Origin of the sequence: Micromonospora sp. RHAY321 (assembly GCF_023896955.1) — a bacterium.
Taxonomy (GTDB): Bacteria; Actinomycetota; Actinomycetes; order Mycobacteriales; family Micromonosporaceae; genus Micromonospora.
The window spans coordinates 508,159-524,057 of record NZ_JAMHIW010000002.1 but is presented as its reverse complement, the minus strand read 5'-3'; the positions used below and the strand labels follow the sequence as shown (position 1 = coordinate 524,057).

At 74.1% G+C, this 15,899-nt stretch carries 12 protein-coding genes; 5 read left to right on the top strand and 7 right to left on the bottom strand.

From position 1 onward, the window contains the following. Positions 1 to 433: 433 nt before the first annotated feature. The 3 genes from M8C17_RS06735 to M8C17_RS06725 form a co-directional block, all read right to left on the bottom strand. Positions 434 to 3,499, bottom strand: coding sequence for an NACHT domain-containing NTPase (locus M8C17_RS06735; protein ID WP_252415517.1), 3,066 nt, complete (start codon positions 3,497 to 3,499; stop codon positions 434 to 436). Between the two features lie 151 nt (positions 3,500 to 3,650). Next, positions 3,651 to 5,276: an ABC transporter permease gene (locus M8C17_RS06730; RefSeq protein ID WP_252415516.1), complete on the bottom strand. Its 1,626-nt coding sequence runs from the start codon at positions 5,274 to 5,276 to the stop codon at positions 3,651 to 3,653. Further along, entirely contained in the window at positions 5,273 to 6,208 is a 936-nt protein-coding gene (locus M8C17_RS06725) for an ABC transporter ATP-binding protein (RefSeq protein ID WP_252415515.1), read from the bottom strand. The genes M8C17_RS06730 and M8C17_RS06725 overlap by 4 nt, the downstream gene beginning before the upstream one ends. Before the next feature lie 108 nt (positions 6,209 to 6,316). On the opposite strand from M8C17_RS06725, the gene M8C17_RS06720 reads away from it, so the two are divergent. Then, positions 6,317 to 7,045, top strand: a complete 729-nt coding sequence (locus tag M8C17_RS06720; protein ID WP_252415514.1) for a TetR family transcriptional regulator — start codon at positions 6,317 to 6,319, stop codon at positions 7,043 to 7,045. A gap of 52 nt (positions 7,046 to 7,097) precedes the next feature. Here the strand turns inward: M8C17_RS06720 and M8C17_RS06715 are convergent, their stop codons facing one another. Beyond that, positions 7,098 to 8,891 carry an ABC transporter ATP-binding protein gene (locus M8C17_RS06715; RefSeq protein WP_252415513.1) on the bottom strand — a complete coding sequence of 598 codons (1,794 nt, stop codon included), beginning with the start codon at positions 8,889 to 8,891 and terminating at the stop codon, positions 7,098 to 7,100. A 79-nt stretch (positions 8,892 to 8,970) separates the two neighbouring features. On the opposite strand from M8C17_RS06715, the gene M8C17_RS06710 reads away from it, so the two are divergent. After that, entirely contained in the window at positions 8,971 to 9,399 is a 429-nt protein-coding gene (locus M8C17_RS06710) for a MarR family winged helix-turn-helix transcriptional regulator (RefSeq protein WP_252415512.1), read from the top strand. 165 nt (positions 9,400 to 9,564) lie between these two features. Further along, positions 9,565 to 11,349, top strand: a complete 1,785-nt coding sequence (locus M8C17_RS06705) for an N-acetylglutaminylglutamine amidotransferase (protein ID WP_252415511.1) — start codon at positions 9,565 to 9,567, stop codon at positions 11,347 to 11,349. A gap of 22 nt (positions 11,350 to 11,371) precedes the next feature. On the opposite strand, the gene M8C17_RS06700 is transcribed toward M8C17_RS06705, so the two are convergent. The 3 genes from M8C17_RS06700 to M8C17_RS06690 form a co-directional block, all read right to left on the bottom strand. Continuing rightward, positions 11,372 to 12,505 carry a glutamate--cysteine ligase gene (locus tag M8C17_RS06700; RefSeq protein ID WP_252415510.1) on the bottom strand — a complete coding sequence of 378 codons (1,134 nt, stop codon included), beginning with the start codon at positions 12,503 to 12,505 and terminating at the stop codon, positions 11,372 to 11,374. 88 nt (positions 12,506 to 12,593) lie between these two features. Further along, positions 12,594 to 13,802, bottom strand: a complete 1,209-nt coding sequence (locus tag M8C17_RS06695; RefSeq protein WP_252415509.1) for an RNA polymerase sigma factor — start codon at positions 13,800 to 13,802, stop codon at positions 12,594 to 12,596. Between the two features lie 2 nt (positions 13,803 to 13,804). Further along, a complete protein-coding gene (locus M8C17_RS06690; RefSeq protein WP_252415508.1) occupies positions 13,805 to 14,161 on the bottom strand; it encodes a YciI family protein in 357 nt (118 codons plus the stop codon). 270 nt (positions 14,162 to 14,431) lie between these two features. Between M8C17_RS06690 and fxsA the strand changes: the two genes are divergently transcribed. Beyond that, positions 14,432 to 14,623, top strand: a complete 192-nt coding sequence (fxsA, locus tag M8C17_RS06685) for an FxSxx-COOH cyclophane-containing RiPP peptide (RefSeq protein ID WP_252415507.1) — start codon at positions 14,432 to 14,434, stop codon at positions 14,621 to 14,623. Between the two features lie 2 nt (positions 14,624 to 14,625). Further along, positions 14,626 to 15,897, top strand: coding sequence for an FxsB family cyclophane-forming radical SAM/SPASM peptide maturase (locus M8C17_RS06680; protein ID WP_252415506.1), 1,272 nt, complete (start codon positions 14,626 to 14,628; stop codon positions 15,895 to 15,897). The last annotated feature ends 2 nt before the right edge of the window (positions 15,898 to 15,899 follow it).

Genomic DNA, 15,899 nt, shown 5'->3' with positions numbered 1-15,899 from the left:
ATCCCGCGGGCGAGGCGTTCGAGCTGCCAGACGGCGTCGCGCCACCGAGCGGCCGCAGCGACGGTCGGCTCGTCGCCGAGCAGCAGCAGGTTCTCCCAGACAATGGTGCGCCGTGCGTCCGCCTCGGCCAGCCGGGCCAGGGCCGGCCTCCCGGTCGATGGGGTGGCTGCGCGCTCCCGGCCGGTGGTCGGCCGTCATCCGCAACACCACCGCGTGGCTCTCCTTGATGGCGTGCGCGTAGTCGACGTACGCGTCCAGCCGCCGCTCGTCCCAGCGGACGCTCTGGCTGCGCCGCCACCGGGCGCGGTCAGCCAACGAGGTGGCGAGGATCGTGCCCAGGGTGCCGACCAGCACGCCGAGGAGCGCCGGAAGCTGCGTCAGAAGGGTGCTCACGCCGCCGAGGCTGCCAGCACCGGGCAAGCCCCGCCATCCCCTACCCGGCGTGCCAGATGGGTGCCCCGCGCCGGGCGGTCAGTACCACGATCTCCGGGTCGGCGAGCACCCCGACCAGCCGCCGGCTGACCGCCACCGCGAGCGGCCCCAGCGTCGCGTGACCGACCGTCGCGTGGCACATCTGCAATCCCATCTCCGCGAACTCCCGCCGGGTCAGCGCGAAACGCCGGCCACGTTGCTCGGCGAGCGCGGCGCGGATCCGGCGCAGCAGGTCACCGTGCTCGTCGGTAACCCGACGCAGCACCTCGACCGACCAGCTCCACGTCTGCAACAACAGCAGGTCGGCCCGGTCGGGCGCCTGATCGGTCAGCAGCAGCTCGTGGTGACAGACGGCGAGGGCGGCCTCGGCGTCGCCGTCGTCGAGGAGCAGGCGGGCCAGCAGCCCGGCCGCGAGGGGCACGGACCGGCCGAACCCGTCGCCCGCGCTGCCGCTGCCGAGCAGCCGGTCCAGCAGGGCCCGTGCCGCGTCGGGGCCGCCTTCGGCGTAGTGCAGGGCGGCCAGGAACTCGTCGGTGCCGGTGTCCGTTCGCGTGTCGTCGTCCTCCCGCCGGCGCAGTTCCTCGGCGGCGGCCCGCAGCTCGGGCAGTGACGTGTCGGCGACGAGCAGCCGGGCGATCCGCTCGCGCTGCTCGGACACCGGTGTGGTGGTGCCGGGCGGGCTCGGTGCGGGCATCAGCGCCAGCAGGTCCGCGAGCCGGGTCCACTGGCCGGCGGCGGCCCCCGCCAGCAGGGCCTTGCGCAGGGCCGCCACGGTCAGGCGGTCGACCGACCCGATGCTCGCCGCCCGGGTGCGCGCGACGGCGGCGAAGGCGCCCAGCGCCTCGGTCCAGTAGCCGGCCCGGGCCAGCTCGATGCCGAACTCCTCCCGCAGCCGGCTGCCCCGCCGCCCGGTCAGCGACCCGGCGGCCAGCCGGCTCTGCAGGCGGCCGTGCCGGAACCGGTACGCCCCGGCGCCGTGCCGCAGCAGGCCGACCGACTCCACGTAGGCCAGGAACGCCAGTAGCGGAAAGGGGATCCGGCCCCGGACGGCCAACACCGCCCGGGCGACCGCGAACCGGACCCACGCGGCACCCGCGCGCCGGTGCAGCCACCAGCCCAACCCCAGACCCATCCCGGCGTACGCCAGCGACGTCACCGACGGCGCGGCAGGCAGCACCCCGGTCAGCCGGAGCAACGCCACTGCGACGAACACCCCCAGGACGGCGGCCGCCACGGTGGTCAGCGCCGCCGCCACGCTCGCGGCGCGGTCCGCGTCGATGGTCTCGGCCGCGCTGGTGGCGCCCAGCTCGGCGGCGGGCGCGGCGACGTCGACCCGCAGGCCAGCCGTGACGGCGAAGTACACCCACCAGAGAACACCGACCAGCACCGCGGCGCGCACCGGGACCGACCACGGCGGCAACCCCGGCACCCGGTCCAGCCACTCAACCAGCTCCGGCGACGGGGTGACGGTCGACAGCAGCGTCAGGGTTACGAACGCCCAGAACGTGCCGCCGACCAGGCCGCCGATCATCCCGTCCCGCAAGGCCCACCGGCCACCGGCGAACAGCACCCGACGGGGTGTGTCCCGCGCCGTGCCACCGCGCAGCATCGCGGCGCACCCGGCCAGCAGGAAGGCCGCGACGCCCAGGCCGTCGGGGTTGCGGGCGATCGCGTTCAGCAGGTCGCGGATGCCGGGTTCGCTGGTGACGGCGGCGGTCGCGGTGAGAGCGTCATGGGCGTACGTGAGCGCCACCCAGGCGGCCAGCCCGGTGCGCAGGCCATCGAAGATCGCCCAGAACGGGCCGGGCAGCGCGGCAGGCAACTGCCACCAGCGGAACTCGCGCTGGTCGAGCGATTCCAGGTGCGCGGCGAGGAAGGCGAGGTACCGCCGGGACGTGTCCGGCTCCCACCGGTGCAGCCCCTGACCGCCCCGCCCGGAGCGCAGGGCGGCGTCGACGGCCCGGGTCAGCAGGTCGTCCTCCACCGACCGACTGCCCTGCTCCCGGGCCAGCGGGACGAGGTCGCGTGGGTCGGTGCCGGGCTGGTCGAAGGCCGTGCGGGCCATCGCCACCATCAGCGGTGTGGACAGTACGTCGGTCAGCTCGGTGTCGTCGCCGATGGTGGCGGCGACGGTCGACCAGTTCTCCGCCTGGTGGTACGGGGCGGCATCGACGAGGTAGTCGGCCACCTCGGCGGGGCTCAGCGGTTCGAGCACCACCACGGCGGCGCCGCGCAGCTTCTCCCCCTGGGTGAGGTACCGCTCGTACACCGATGAGCGACAGGTGAGCACGAATCGTTGGGTGGCCAGGGCGTTCAGCTGCTCCAGGCAGGCGATCAACCGCTGTTCGGGCATCTCGTCGAGGCCGTCCAGGACGGGCACCACCAGGTCCGCCTCGACGAGGTCGCGCAGCACCGCCTCCCTGTCGGGGCGCTCGGCGGCGAGCTGCGGGTACCGCCGGGCGATCCGGTCGACCAGCCAGTCGGTGAAGCCCTCCCGGTCGGGGTCCCACGACGCGACCGGCAGCGGCACCGGAACGGGCGTGTCCGGGTCGCGGTGTGCCGGCAGCTCCCGGGCCATCCGCAGCGCGGTGATCGACTTGCCGGAACCGGCCCGCCCGAGCAGCAGCAGCCGTCCGGACGGGATGCTGCGGTATCGGCTCCACAGCGCGCCGTCGCGCCCGGACAGGTCCAGCGGCGCCGCGTCGCTGGAGCGGCCGATCGCCCGCCAGGACGGCAACAGGCGGGCCGGGCCGGTGGACCAGCGCACGGGCAGCGGGTACGGCTCGTCGATGGCGCGGAGCAGCGTGTCGTCGGTGGGGTCGCGGCGGATCAGGTCGGCAAGCTGGTCCGCTGCGGCACGTCGGTGCGTGACGAGCGCCATGGACGCCGCGGGTCGGTTGGTGAAGACCTGGTCCAGGACGACGTAGACCGCGATGATGCCGGCGATGACGCCCCAGGCCCAGTTGACCTTCTCGAAGTCATAGCGCAGCCAGACCCAGCCCGTCCCGCCCGCCGCCAGCGCAGCGACGACGGTCAGCAGGCCCCACTTCCACATCGGACGGCGCACCATCCGATTGTGATCCACTGCGTCACGCAGGGACACCCCGCCGACGTCGGCGCTACGTCAGGGCGCCCCGTTGGCACACAACCTCAGGGAGGTGGCGCCCTCGGCGAGCCGCAAGGGGACCACCTCCCTGAAGTTGCGCAGTCCCCGCCCGTCAGCTCGGGACGTCGCGATGGCGGAAGGCGGCCACGCCGGTGGCGAGCAGCGCCGCCGCCACCCCGGCGAGCACCACGAGCGGCAGCACCGTCGGGTCGACGGCGGGCACCGACGGGACGTGGGTGTACGGGGAGATGTTGAGTGCGGCCTGGGGCAGCTCCAGCACCGCGCCGAGCTGCCCGAGGAGCAGGAAGACCAGCAGCGCCGTCCAGGAGAGCACCACCGACCAACGCGGCAGGAGGCCGAAGAGCGCCGTCACCACCCCGGCGACCACGAGCAGCGCCGGCAGCCGCAGCAGTGCGGCCCCGCCCAGTTCGATGGCCTGTCCGAGCGGGTCGCCGGTGACCAGGCCGTAGCCGAGCCCGGTGGTCAGGCCGGCGAGCAGCAGCAGGGCGACCGCGCCGAGTGCCGCGGCGAGCACCTGGGTGCCGAGCCACCGGGTGCGGCTCACGGCGGTGGCGAGTGCCGCCTCCAGCACGCCGTCGGCTTCGTCGCCGCGTACCCGCAGCAGGGCCTGCACGACGTACGCCCCGATGGTCAGGGCGAAGAGCCCGAGCATCGCGGCCAGGTACGCGTCGATCAGGTTCGTTCCGCCGCCCATCGCGTTAATCGCCTCGGCGGCGGCCGGATTCTGGTCGATCATGGCGTTGAACTCGTCGCCGGCGACGCCCATCGACAGGCCGAGCACGGCCACCCCGAACGCCCAGCCGAGCAGCGTGCCGCGCTGCATCCGCCAGGCCAGTCCGGCGGGGCTGAGCAGCCGAGCGGCAGCGGTCGCCGGCCCGCGTCGAGGTGCGAGCAAGCCGGCGCCCTGGTCGCGTCGCTCCGCGAGGGCATACGCCAGCGTCACCCCGCCGAGCAGCAGGACGACGGGCAGGGCCAGCACCCACCAGCGTTCTCCACCGAAGGCTCGCACCTGGTTGCCCCAGCCGAGCGGGGAGAGCCAGGACGGCCAGGCGCTCTCCACCCGGGTGCTGTAAGCGTTGGTGTCGCCGAACACGTCGCCGGCGGCCCGCAGCACGAAGGAGAGCCCGACGGCGGCGGCGGCGAGCGCGTTGGCGCCCCGGGAGGTGACCGAGAGCTGCGCGGTGACCGCGGCGACGCCGGTGAAGGCCACCCCGACACCACCGACCGCGCCGGCCGCCGCGACGGAGCCGGCCAGCGGCAGGCCAGCACCGAGCAGAGCGAACGTGAGCAGCGCCGCGGCCACCACGTTCGCCGTGACCACCACCAACAGCGCGGCGGTGAGCGGCGCGTACCGGCCGACCACGGAGGCGCCGAGCAGCTCCGCCCGACCGGTCTCCTCGTTCTGACGGGTGTGCCGGGTCACCGCGAAGGTGCTCAGCAGCGCGACGATCAGGGCCAGCGTCACGTACGTCTCGGCGACCACCACGGCACCGAGGTCGGTGCCGGCGATGGGGCCGTTGAAGGCCCGGGCGACCAGGCTGGTCGCCGACGTGGTGGCGTAGCCCTGGCGGGCCGCCTCGTCCGGGTAGATGCCGGCGACGCTGCCGGCGAGCGCGTAGCCGAGCAGGGGTGTGCCGAGGACCCAGATGGCGAGGCGGATCCGGTCGCGGCGCAGGACGAGTCGGGCCAGCCGACGGGTGCCGGTGAGGGCGGTCATCGGGCACCGGCCCGCGGGGCGTCGGCCGGCCGGTGCCCGTCGGCGGCGACTGGCTCGTCGCCGTAGTGGCGCAGGAAGAGCTGCTCCAGCGTGGGTGGGGTGCTGGTCAGCGCGCGGACGCCGAAGCCGATGAGCTGCCCGAGCAGCTCGTCGAAGTGCGCCGGGTCGACCTCGAGGTGGGTGCGCCCGTCGACCTCGCGCACGCCGTGCACGCCGGGCAGCCCGTCCAGACCGCTCGTCGGTCGGGCCGTCTCGACGATCACCGTCGTGCGGGTGAGGTGGCGCAGCTCGGCGAGGGTGCCGGACTCGACGGCACGGCCCTCGCGGATGATGCTGACCCGGTCGCAGAGCGCCTCGACCTCGGCGAGCACGTGGCTGGAGAGCAGCACCGTGGCACCGGCCTGCTTGATCCGCCGGATCTCGTCCTGGAACACCGCCTCCATGAGGGGGTCGAGGCCGGAGGTCGGCTCGTCGAGCACGTACAGCTCCACGTTGGAGGAGAAGGCGGCGACGATGGCGACCTTCTGCCGGTTGCCCTTGGAGTACGTGCGGCAGCTGCGGGTCGGGTCCAGGTCGAAGCGCTGCAGCAACTCGTCACGGCGACGCTTGTCGAGACCGCCGCGCAGCTCGCCGAGCAGGTCGATCGCCTCCCCGCCGGAGAGGTTCGGCCAGAGGCTCACGTCGCCCGGCACGTACGCCAGCCGGCGGTGCAGGTGCACCGCGTCGCGCCAGGGATCGGCGTCGAACACCCGCGCCTCACCGGAGTCGCGGCGGAGCAGCCCGAGCAGGATCCGGATGGCGGTGGACTTGCCGGCACCGTTGGGCCCGAGGAAGCCGTGCACCTCCCCCGCCTCGACCCGCAGGTCGAGCCCGTCGAGTGCCCGGATGCGGCCGAACGTCTTGACGAGGTTGTCGATCGATATGACGGGCATCGCCCCTCCTGCCATCGGATGCGTCGGCCACCCTCACTGTACTGACCGCCGGTCAGCCGGATCAACGGTGAGATCTGCCACCGGTCAGGGCGGGCTACGCTGGCCGGCATGACCGCCGATCCCGCGGACGACACCCGCACCCGGATCCTGCGCGCCGCGCTCGACCTCTTCGCCGAGCACGGCTACCAGCGCACCTCGCTGCGCCAGATCGGCGAGCGGCTGCGGCTGACCAAGGCCGCGATCCTGTACCACTTCCCGGCCAAGGAGCACCTGCTCGCCGCACTGGTCGAGCCGCTGCTGGCCGACCTGGAGGCGCTGCTCGACGCCGCGCGGGGGCAGCCGACGGAGCAGGCCCGGTGGACGCTGCTGGAGGGCTGGGTGGACACCATGCTCGCCCACCGCCGACCGCTCGGCATGCTCTTCCACGACATCGCCCTGGTCGGGCGCAACGACACGTACCACCGGCTCATGGCGATCGCGATGCGTGCCAACGAGGTCATCGCCGGGCCGGATGCCGGCCGCCGGGAGCGGGTCCGGGCCGTCCAGGCGGTGGCCGCGTGCAGCGACCCGATCGTCTTCTTCACCGACGTGCCCGACGAGGTGCTGCGCGCCGACATGCTCGACGGCGTACGCCGGCTGCTGGCCACCTCGGCGCCGGACGCCGTGGCCGGGGCGCCGGAGCGCCGGCGACCGCCGGGGCGGCCACGGGCGCTGGGCCGGGAGCAGGTCGAGAAGGCCCGGCGGATGCACGCGGCGGGCACCCACTCGGTGGACGCCATCGCCGCCACTCTGGGCGTCTCGCGGGCCACCGTCTACCGGCACCTGGACAACCAATAATGAGACGGTTTTAGAGACGGTTTCGAGACGGTTGTGAACCGGAGCCCGGCGCTCAGGCCGCCAGGGTGGCGTAGCGACCGTTGCGGTGCAGGAGGCTGTCGTGGGTGCCGGACTCGACGATCCGGCCGTGGTCGAGCACGGCGATCTGGTCGGCGTCGCGGACGGTGGAGAGCCGGTGCGCGATGGTGATCGTGGTGCGGCCCTCGGCGAGCACGTCGAAGGCCCGCTGCACGGCGCGTTCGGTCTCGGTGTCCAGCGCGCTGGTGGCCTCGTCGAGGACGAGGATGCGCGGGTCGCGCAGCAGCGTACGGGCGATGGCCAGGCGCTGCTTCTCGCCGCCGGAGAACCGGTGGCCGCGCGAGCCGACCATCGTGTCGTACCCGTCGGGAAGGGCGGCGATCAGGTCGTGGATGTGTGCGGCGCGGGCGGCGTTCTCGATCTCCGCGTCGGTCGCGCCCGGCCGGGCGTAGCGCAGGTTCTCCCGGACGGTGGTGTGCAGCAGGTACGTCTCCTGGCTGACCACGCCGACGATCGCGGCCAGGTCGGCCAGTCGAAGATCCCGCAGGTCGACGCCGTCGACGGTGACCCGCCCGGCGGTCGGGTCGTGCAGCCGGCTGACCAGCCCGGCGAGGGTGCTCTTGCCGGAGCCGGTCTCGCCGACGAGGGCGAGGCTGGTCCCGGCGGGCACGTCGAGGGTGATCCCGGCGAGCGCGGCGGTGTCGCTGCCCGGGTAGCCGAAGGTGACGTCCTCCAGGCGCAGGTGACCGCGCACCCGGGTGGGGTCGAGGCGGACCGGCTCGGCCGGGTCGGCCACGTCGACGGGCAGGTCGAGGTATTCGAAGATCCGTGCGAACAGCGCCAGCGAGGCGGTCAGCGAGACGCCCACGTTGAGCAGCCCCATCAGCGGTCGGAACAGGCCGCCCTGGAGGGCGGTGAATGCGACCAGGGTGCCGATGCTCAGGGTGCCGGCCGTGCCGGGCAGGCCGGCGGCGAGGTAGATGACCGCCGGTACGGCGGCGAAGATGATGCTCATCGAGGCCATCCGCCAGCGGCCGGCCAGCTCGCTGCGCAGCTCCAGGTCGACCAGGCGGGCCGACGAGGCGGTGAAGCGGTCGATGAGCGCGGGCCCGGTGCCGAGGGTCTTGGCCAGTTGCACGCCGCTGATCGACAGGCCCTCCTCGACGGTGACGTTGAGGTCGGCGAGCTCCCGTTGGCGTTGGGCGGTGATCTCCCGGCGCATCCGGGCGACGCGGCGGGTCAGCCAGATCGCCGGCGGCAGCACCACGAGCGAGACCAGGGAGAGCTGCCAGGAGAGGGCGACCATCGCGACCGCCGTGGCGACCACGGTGGTGAGGTTGGACGCGACGGCGGTGGCGGTGGACGTGACCACCGACTGCATGCCGCCGATGTCGTTGGTGATGCGGGACTGCACCTCGCCGGTGCGGGTCCGGGTGAAGAAGCCGAGCGACTGCCGCTGGAGGTGGCTGAAGACGTCGGTGCGCAGCCGGTGCATGACCTGCTGCCCGACCTGGGTGGAGATCCAGGTCTGGACGACGCCGAGGGCGGCGGTGACCGCGGCCACGGCGACCATGCCGAGGACCAGCCAGACCAGCAGGGTCACGTCGCCCTGGGGCAGTGCCCGGTCGATGACGGCGCGCAGGAGGAACGGGGTGGCCATCGCGATGATCGAGGAGACCACGATGATCGCGGTCACGGCGGCCAGCGCGGGCCGGTGGGCGGTGAACAGCCGGCCGATGCGGCGCAGCGACACCTGGCGGGCCTGCGCCTTCTCGTCGGCGGTGGCGGTGCGGTGACCGCGGTCGCGGCCGGTGGGGGTGGGTTCCAAGGGGACTGCCTCTCGTGGGAGATTGCTGAGGTTACCTCATCATGAGGGAACAACCGCATCTCCTGCTACCGTATTCCCCGTGACGGAGCGCACGGCGGACGGCGACGACGAGAGCCTGGCGGAGACGTTCTGGGCGGTGGCCGGGCGGCTGCGCCGGCAGGCGCGGGAGTCGCTGGCGCCGTGGGACGTCACCCCCAGCCAGTCCCGGGCGCTCGGGGTGCTGGCCCGGCACGGCGAGCTGCGCCCCGGCGCCATCGCCGAGCACCTGCGCATCGCACCCCGGTCGGCCACCGAGGTCATCGACGACCTGCAGACCCGTGGGCTCGTCGAACGCCGACCAGACCCGGCCGATCGGCGGGCCACCCTGGTCGTGCTCACCGAGGAGGGGACCCGGGTCAGCGCCGCCATCCGGGCGGCCCGACGGGCCGAGGCGGACCGGTTCTTCGGCCACCTCGACGACGCCGACCGCGACCAACTCGCCCGCATCCTGCGCACCCTCCGCGGCTGAGCGGGGAGACCGAGCCTCCTCACGGCGGCGTGCCTGGTTTGCCCCCACCGCGCCCGGGTAGCCAGCGGCCCCGTCCGGCCGACGGGACCGGCCGCCACGCGCCGGGTGACGTGACGGGAGGACCCTCGTGCCACTGGTGCCCCACCTGACCCACCGCCGCGTCTGATGTGCGGGCTCAGCGGGGAGGCGCGGTTCGACGGCAGGCAGCCCGACGCCGCGGCGGTCACCCGGATGACCGAGGCGATGCGTTCGCGCGGCCCGGACGGCGAAGGGCTGTTCACCGACGGCTGGGTGACCCTCGGGCATCGCCGGCTGACGATCATCGACCTGTCCGACGCGGGTGGCCAGCCGATGGTCCGCGACGACCTCGGCCTGGCGCTGATCTTCAACGGCTGCATCTACAACTACCCGGAGCTGCGCGAGGAGCTGCGCAACGCCGGGTACGACTTCCACTCCACCAGCGACACCGAGGTGATCCTGGTGGCGTACGCGCACTGGGGTGAGCGCTTCGTCGACCACCTCGTCGGCATGTTCGCGATCGCCCTCGTCGACCGGACCCGGCGGCGCCTGGTGCTGGCGCGCGACCGGCTCGGCATCAAGCCGCTGTACCTCGCCGAGACCCCGGGGCGGCTCCGCTTCGCCTCCACCCTGCCCGCCCTGCTGCGCGCCGGCGACGTGGACACCGGCATCGACCCGGTGGCCCTGCACCACTACCTGTCCTGGCACTCCATCGTGCCCGCGCCGCGGACCGTGCTGCGGGGCGTCCGCAAGCTGCCCCCGGCCACCCTGCGGGTCATCGAGGCGGACGGGCGCAGCCGGGAGGAGGTGTACTGGCGTCCGGACTACGTGCGGGAACCGGCCGACGCCGGGATGGACGCCGCCGGGTGGCGGGCGGCCGTCGGCGACGCGCTCCGCACCGCGGTACGCCGACGCCTGGTCTCCGACGTGCCGGTCGGCGTGCTGCTCTCCGGTGGGCTGGACTCCAGCCTCATCGTGGCGCTGCTCGCCGAGGCCGGCCAGCGGCACCTACGGACGTTCAGCATCGGTTTCGACAGCCGGGGCGACGAGTCCGGCGACGAGTTCCACTACTCCGACCTGGTGGCAAGCGCGTACGACACCGACCACCAGCGCATCCGGTTGGCCGACGACGACCTGGTGCCCGCGGTACGGCGCGCCGTGCTGGCGATGGCCGAGCCGATGGGCAGCCACGACGTGGTCGCCTTCCACCTGCTGTGCGAGCAGGTGGCCCAGCACGTGAAGGTGGCACAGTCCGGGCAGGGCGCCGACGAGGTGTTCGCCGGCTACGGCTACCACCAGCCGCTCGCCGAGGCGTCCCGGCACAGCGCGGACGAGACGTTCGCCGCCGCGTTCTTCGACCGCGACCACGACGAGCTGAGCCAGATCGTCGGCCCGTCGTACGCGCTGGACCACGACGCCAGCCGCGAGCTGATCGCCGCACACCTCGCCGCGCCCGGGGCGCAGACCGCACTGGACGCGGTGCTGCGCCTGGACACGCACCTGATGCTCCCCGACGACCCGGTCAAGCGGGTGGACAACATGAGCATGGCGTGGGGCCTGGAGGTGCGTACCCCGTTCCTCGACCAGGACCTGGTCACCCTGGCCGCGCACTGCCCCCCGGAGCACAAGGTGGCCCAGGGCGGCAAGGGCGTGTTGAAGGAGGTGGCCCGGGAGGTGCTGCCGGCCGAGGTGATCGACCGTCCCAAGGGCTACTTCCCGGTGCCGGCGCTGCGCAACGTCGACGGGCCCGTACGCGAACTGGTGGCCGAGGCGTTGCAGGCACCGGAGGCACGCGAGCGAGGGCTGTTCCGACCGGAGTACGTGGGGCGGCTGCTCGCCGAGCCGGACCGGGCCGCGGCGGCCGCCGGCAGCAACAAGCTGTGGCAGCTCGGGCTCCTGGAACTCTGGCTCCAGTCGCACGACATCCACTGAAAGAGTGAGCAGACCGGCAGAGTCAGCCGGCGGCGGTGCGGGCGGCCAGGTCGTCGATGACCGCCCGCAGGTTCCCGGTGCGCTCCAGCACCTGACGCTGCCGGGTCGCGCCGGTGCCGTCGCGTCGCAGCCGGGCGAGCTGCGACAGCACGTAGCCGAGGTCGCCGTGCCGCAGCAGGGCCGGTGCCACCAGCGCCAGCAGGTCGTCGACCATGTCCCAGGCCGGCCGGGTGCCGCCGGCGCGCAGGTCGATCAGCTCGCCGTCGAGGCCGTCGTGGGCGGCCCGCCAGTGCGCCGCAGCGACCAGGCAGTCGCGGGTGTTCGGGGCGGACACGCCGGCGCGTACCTCGTCGGCGAGGGTGGCGACCAGCGCCCGGACCAGCGCGGCGACCAGCACGGAGTCGTCGACGTCCGCGCAGACGTCGCCCACCCGCACCTCCACGGTCGGGTACGCCGACGACGGCCGGGCGTACCAGTAGACCATCGCGGCGTCCAGCATGATGCCGGCGGCGATCAGCTCGTCGACGGTCCGGTCGTAGTCGGCGGCGGAGTCGAAGTACGGCGTCGGGCCGATGCTGGGCCAGCGTTCCAGCTGCATCGACCGCCAGCTGGCGTGACCGGTGTCCCGCCCGTCGTGCAGCGGCGAGTTCGTCGTGATCGCCTGCACCACCGGCAGCCACACCCGCAGGTGGTTGCAGACCTGCACGGCCAGTTCGCGGTCGGGCAGGCCGACGTGCACGTGACACCCGCAGACCGCCGGGTCGTGCGCCACCGGCCCGTACCGGCGCGACATCGCGTGGTAGCGCGGTCTGTCGGGCACCGTCCGGTGCGGCTCGGCCACCGGGGTGGCACCGACCGCGACCAGGCGGGCCCCGGCCGCCGTGGCGGCCTCGACGGCGGATCGGCGCAGCGCCACCAGGTGCGCGCGCAGCTCGGTGAGGTCGGCGCAGACCGGGGTGACCATCTCCACCATGCTGTGCCGGAACTCCTGCCGGCTCTGCTCCCGGGCGGTGCCGTGCAGCGCGGCCAGCACCTGGTCGGCCACCGGCAGGTTGCGTCCGCTGTCCGGGTCGAGCAGCAGGAACTCCTCCTCCACGCCGAGGGTGAGGACGGCCAGGTCAGGCACGGTGCGGGCGGCCGTGGCACGGCTCGTCATGGCCTTCTCCATCCGTTCCTGCGGCCGCGTCCGACGCCGCGCCGACGGGTGCCTCGGGTTCCCTGGCGGGCAGGGGGCAAACGCGCGCTCAGTCCGGTGACAGGGCCGCTGCCCGCCCGGCCAGGAACGCCTTTTCGGCCGCGTTGTCCGTGAGTGCGGCGGCCGTCCGGTACGCGGCGGCGGCCTCCCCGGCCCGGCCGAGTCGGGCCAGCAGATCGGCACGGACCACGTGCCGCACGTGGTAGCCGTCCAGGTCGAGGCCGTCCACCTCGGTCAGCGCCTCCGCCGGTCCGGCCACCTCGGCGAGGGCGACCGCGCGGTTCAGCGCCACCACCGGTCCGGGAGCGACCGCCGTGAGCTGGTCGTACAACCGGAGGATCTGGCCCCAGTCGGTGTCGGCGGCGCGCGGAGCGGCGCTGTGCACGGCGGTGATCGCGGCCTGGATCTGGTACGGGCCCGGTCGGTCGCGGCGCAGACAGCGGCGTACCAGGGCCTGCCCCTCGGCGACCAGTGCGGCGTCCCACCGGCCCCGGTCCTGCCGGGGCAGCGGTATCAGGTCGCCGTCGGCGGTGGTCCGCGCGTCGCGGCGGGATTCGGTGAGCAGCATCAGGGCGAGCAGACCCAGTGCCTCCGGCTCGTCCGGCATCAGCTCGACCAGCAGCCGCGCCAACCGGATCGCCTCGGCGCACAGCTCCGCGCGGACCAGCCGCTGGCCGGTGCTGGCCGTGTAACCCTCGTTGAAGATCAGGTACAGCACCGCGAGCACGGCGTGCAGCCGGTCGGGCAGGTCGGCGTCGCGCGGCACCCGGTACGGGATCCGGGCGTTGCGGATCTTCGACTTGGCCCGTACCAGCCGCTGCGCCATCGTCGGCTCGGGCACCAGGAACGCTCGGGCGATCTCGGCGGTGCGCAGGCCGCCGAGCAGTCGCAGGGTGAGCGCGACACGGGCGGCCGGGGCGAGGGCCGGGTGGCAGCAGGTGAAGATCAGGCGTAGCCGGTCGTCGCGCACCGGTCCCTCCTCGATGGGCGGATCGGCGGCGTACAGCAGGGCCGCCTCGGCATGCCGGTCGGCCCGGGACGCCTCCCGGCGCAGCCGGTCGACGGCCCGGTTCCGGGCCGTGGTGATGATCCAGCCGGCCGGGCTGGGCGGCGGGCCGGTCTGCGGCCACCGCCGCACGGCGACGGTGAAGGCCTCCTGGACGGCCTCCTCGGCGAGATCGATGTCGCCGAGGAGGCGGACCAGGACGGCGACCGCGCGGCCGTACTCCGCTCGGAACACCGCCTCCACGTCCTGCACGGTCAGTCCCCGGCTCCACCCTGGAAGGGGCGCACCTCGATCGGCAGCGTCGTGGCCAGCGCGTAGCGGCGGCCCCAGTCCAGGGCGGCGTCCAGGTCGGGCACGTCGATGACGGTGATGCCGCCCAGGTACTCCTTGCCCTCGACGAACGGCCCGTCGGTGACGAGCACCTCGCCGTCGCGGGGACGCAGGACGGTGGCGGTCTCCGGGCCGTGCAGGCCCTGCCCGAACACCCACGACCCGGCGGCCACCAACTCGTCATGCAGCTCGCCGATCTGGCGCATCACCCCGGCGAGGAACTCCGGGTCCGGGGGCAGCTCGCCCTGGGACTGGTGGATGCTGAGCAGGTACTGCGTCATCGTTCCTCCTCGCGGGGGGCGGCCGGCCCGTCACCGGCCTCTCATCCTCCACACGAACGGCGGTCCCCCGGTTCGACAGGCCGCGCGCAGAAGATTCGGCCCGACCCACACCGGGCGTCCGGACGGCGGCGGTACGCCGGGTGACGGTGCGGTGGCCAGCGGGTACGGCTGCGGTGTCGTGCCGTCCCGGGTCGGGCGCGATGGTGTAGAAAGGCGGAGTGAGCGCAGCGGTGACGCAGGTGCCGGTCCGTGGCCGTGGGAGGGTCCACGGTGACTGAGCACGCCCAGCCGCCCGCGCCGGTCACCACGGGCGCCGCTCTGGTGCAGCTCGGGGACGTACCGCTGGCGGACCTGCTGGCCGGCGCCGGTGACGGCGTGCTGGCCCACGTGCTGGGTGCGTTGGCCGCCGAGAGCGAACCGGGTCGGCCCGGCGACGTGTCGGCGTTCGAGTCGAGCTTCTGACCGTGCCGGCCGACGCCTCGCCGTCGGCCGCCCCGGCCCGGCCTGCCCCCGACGCGCCATCCGCTGCGGCACCCCGGGTACGCCAGCTCGTGCTCAAGGTCCACTCGCGCTGCAACCTGGCCTGCGACTACTGCTACGTCTACCGCCACGCCGACCAGGGCTGGCGGGACCGGCCGCGGGTCATCGCGCCCGCCACCGTGGACCGGGTTGCCGACCGGCTGGCCGCGCACGTCGCCCGCCACGGCACCGACCGGGTCCGGGTGGTGCTGCACGGCGGAGAGCCGCTGCTGGCCGGCGCCGCCGTGCTCGACCGGACGGTACGGACGCTGCGCACCGCGATGCCCACCGGCGCCACCCTCGACGTCGCGATGCAGACCAACGGGGTGCTGCTGGACGAGGCCATGCTCGCCCTGTGCCACACGCACGGCATCGACATCGGCGTGAGCCTGGACGGTGACCGGACGGCCAACGACCGGTACCGCCGGCACGCCGACGGGCGGGGCAGCTTCACCGAGGTCGCCGCCGCCCTGCGCCTGCTGGCCCGGCCCGAGCACCGGGCCCGGTACGCCGGGCTGCTCTGCACCGTCGACCTGGCCAACGACCCGGTCGTCGTCTACCGGAGCCTGCGGGAGTTCGACCCGCCCCTGCTGGACCTGTTGCTGCCGCACGGCAACTGGACCGCTCCCCCGCCCGGACGCCGCCCGGGTGACCCGGCCACCCCGTACGCGGACTGGCTGATCGCCGTCTTCGACACCTGGTACCGGGAGACTCCCCGACGCACCGGCATCCGGCTGTTCGAGTCGCTGATCGCGCTGCTGCTCGGCGGGCGCAGCGGCACGCAGGCTCTGGGCGCGACCGACCCGGACATCATGACGATCGAGACCGACGGCACCATCGAGGGCACCGACACCCTCAAGACGACCACGGCGTCGGTGATGCGTACCGGACTGGACGTCTTCCGGCACACGTTCGACGAGGCGCTGGGCCACCCGTCGCTGGCCGGGCGACCCACCGGGATCGCGGCCCTCGCCCCGGCCTGCCGGACCTGCCCGGTGGTCGGCGCGTGCGGCGGAGGCCTGTACGCGCACCGTTTCCGCGACGGCGCCGGCTTCGCGCACCCGTCGGTCTACTGCGCCGACCTGTTCCGGCTGATCCGGCACGTGCAGTCGGTGGTGGCCGCCGACGTGGACGCGCTGCGCCGCACCGTCGTCACGCCGCCCGCCGGCGCGACGGGTGCCGGACGGGCCGGCGCGCCCGTGCCGACGGGGCGGTGAAC

Excerpts from the sequence above, each read along its gene's own strand:
- M8C17_RS06690 (WP_252415508.1), bottom strand. The coding sequence starts at position 14,161 with ATGACGCAGTACCTGCTCAGCATCCACCAGTCCCAGGGCGAGCTGCCC.
- M8C17_RS06730 (WP_252415516.1), bottom strand. The coding sequence starts at position 5,276 with ATGACCGCCCTCACCGGCACCCGTCGGCTGGCCCGACTCGTCCTGCGC.
- M8C17_RS06700 (WP_252415510.1), bottom strand. The coding sequence starts at position 12,505 with ATGACGAGCCGTGCCACGGCCGCCCGCACCGTGCCTGACCTGGCCGTC.
- M8C17_RS06720 (WP_252415514.1), top strand. The coding sequence starts at position 6,317 with ATGACCGCCGATCCCGCGGACGACACCCGCACCCGGATCCTGCGCGCC.
- M8C17_RS06725 (WP_252415515.1), bottom strand. The coding sequence starts at position 6,208 with ATGCCCGTCATATCGATCGACAACCTCGTCAAGACGTTCGGCCGCATC.
- M8C17_RS06705 (WP_252415511.1), top strand. The coding sequence starts at position 9,565 with ATGTGCGGGCTCAGCGGGGAGGCGCGGTTCGACGGCAGGCAGCCCGAC.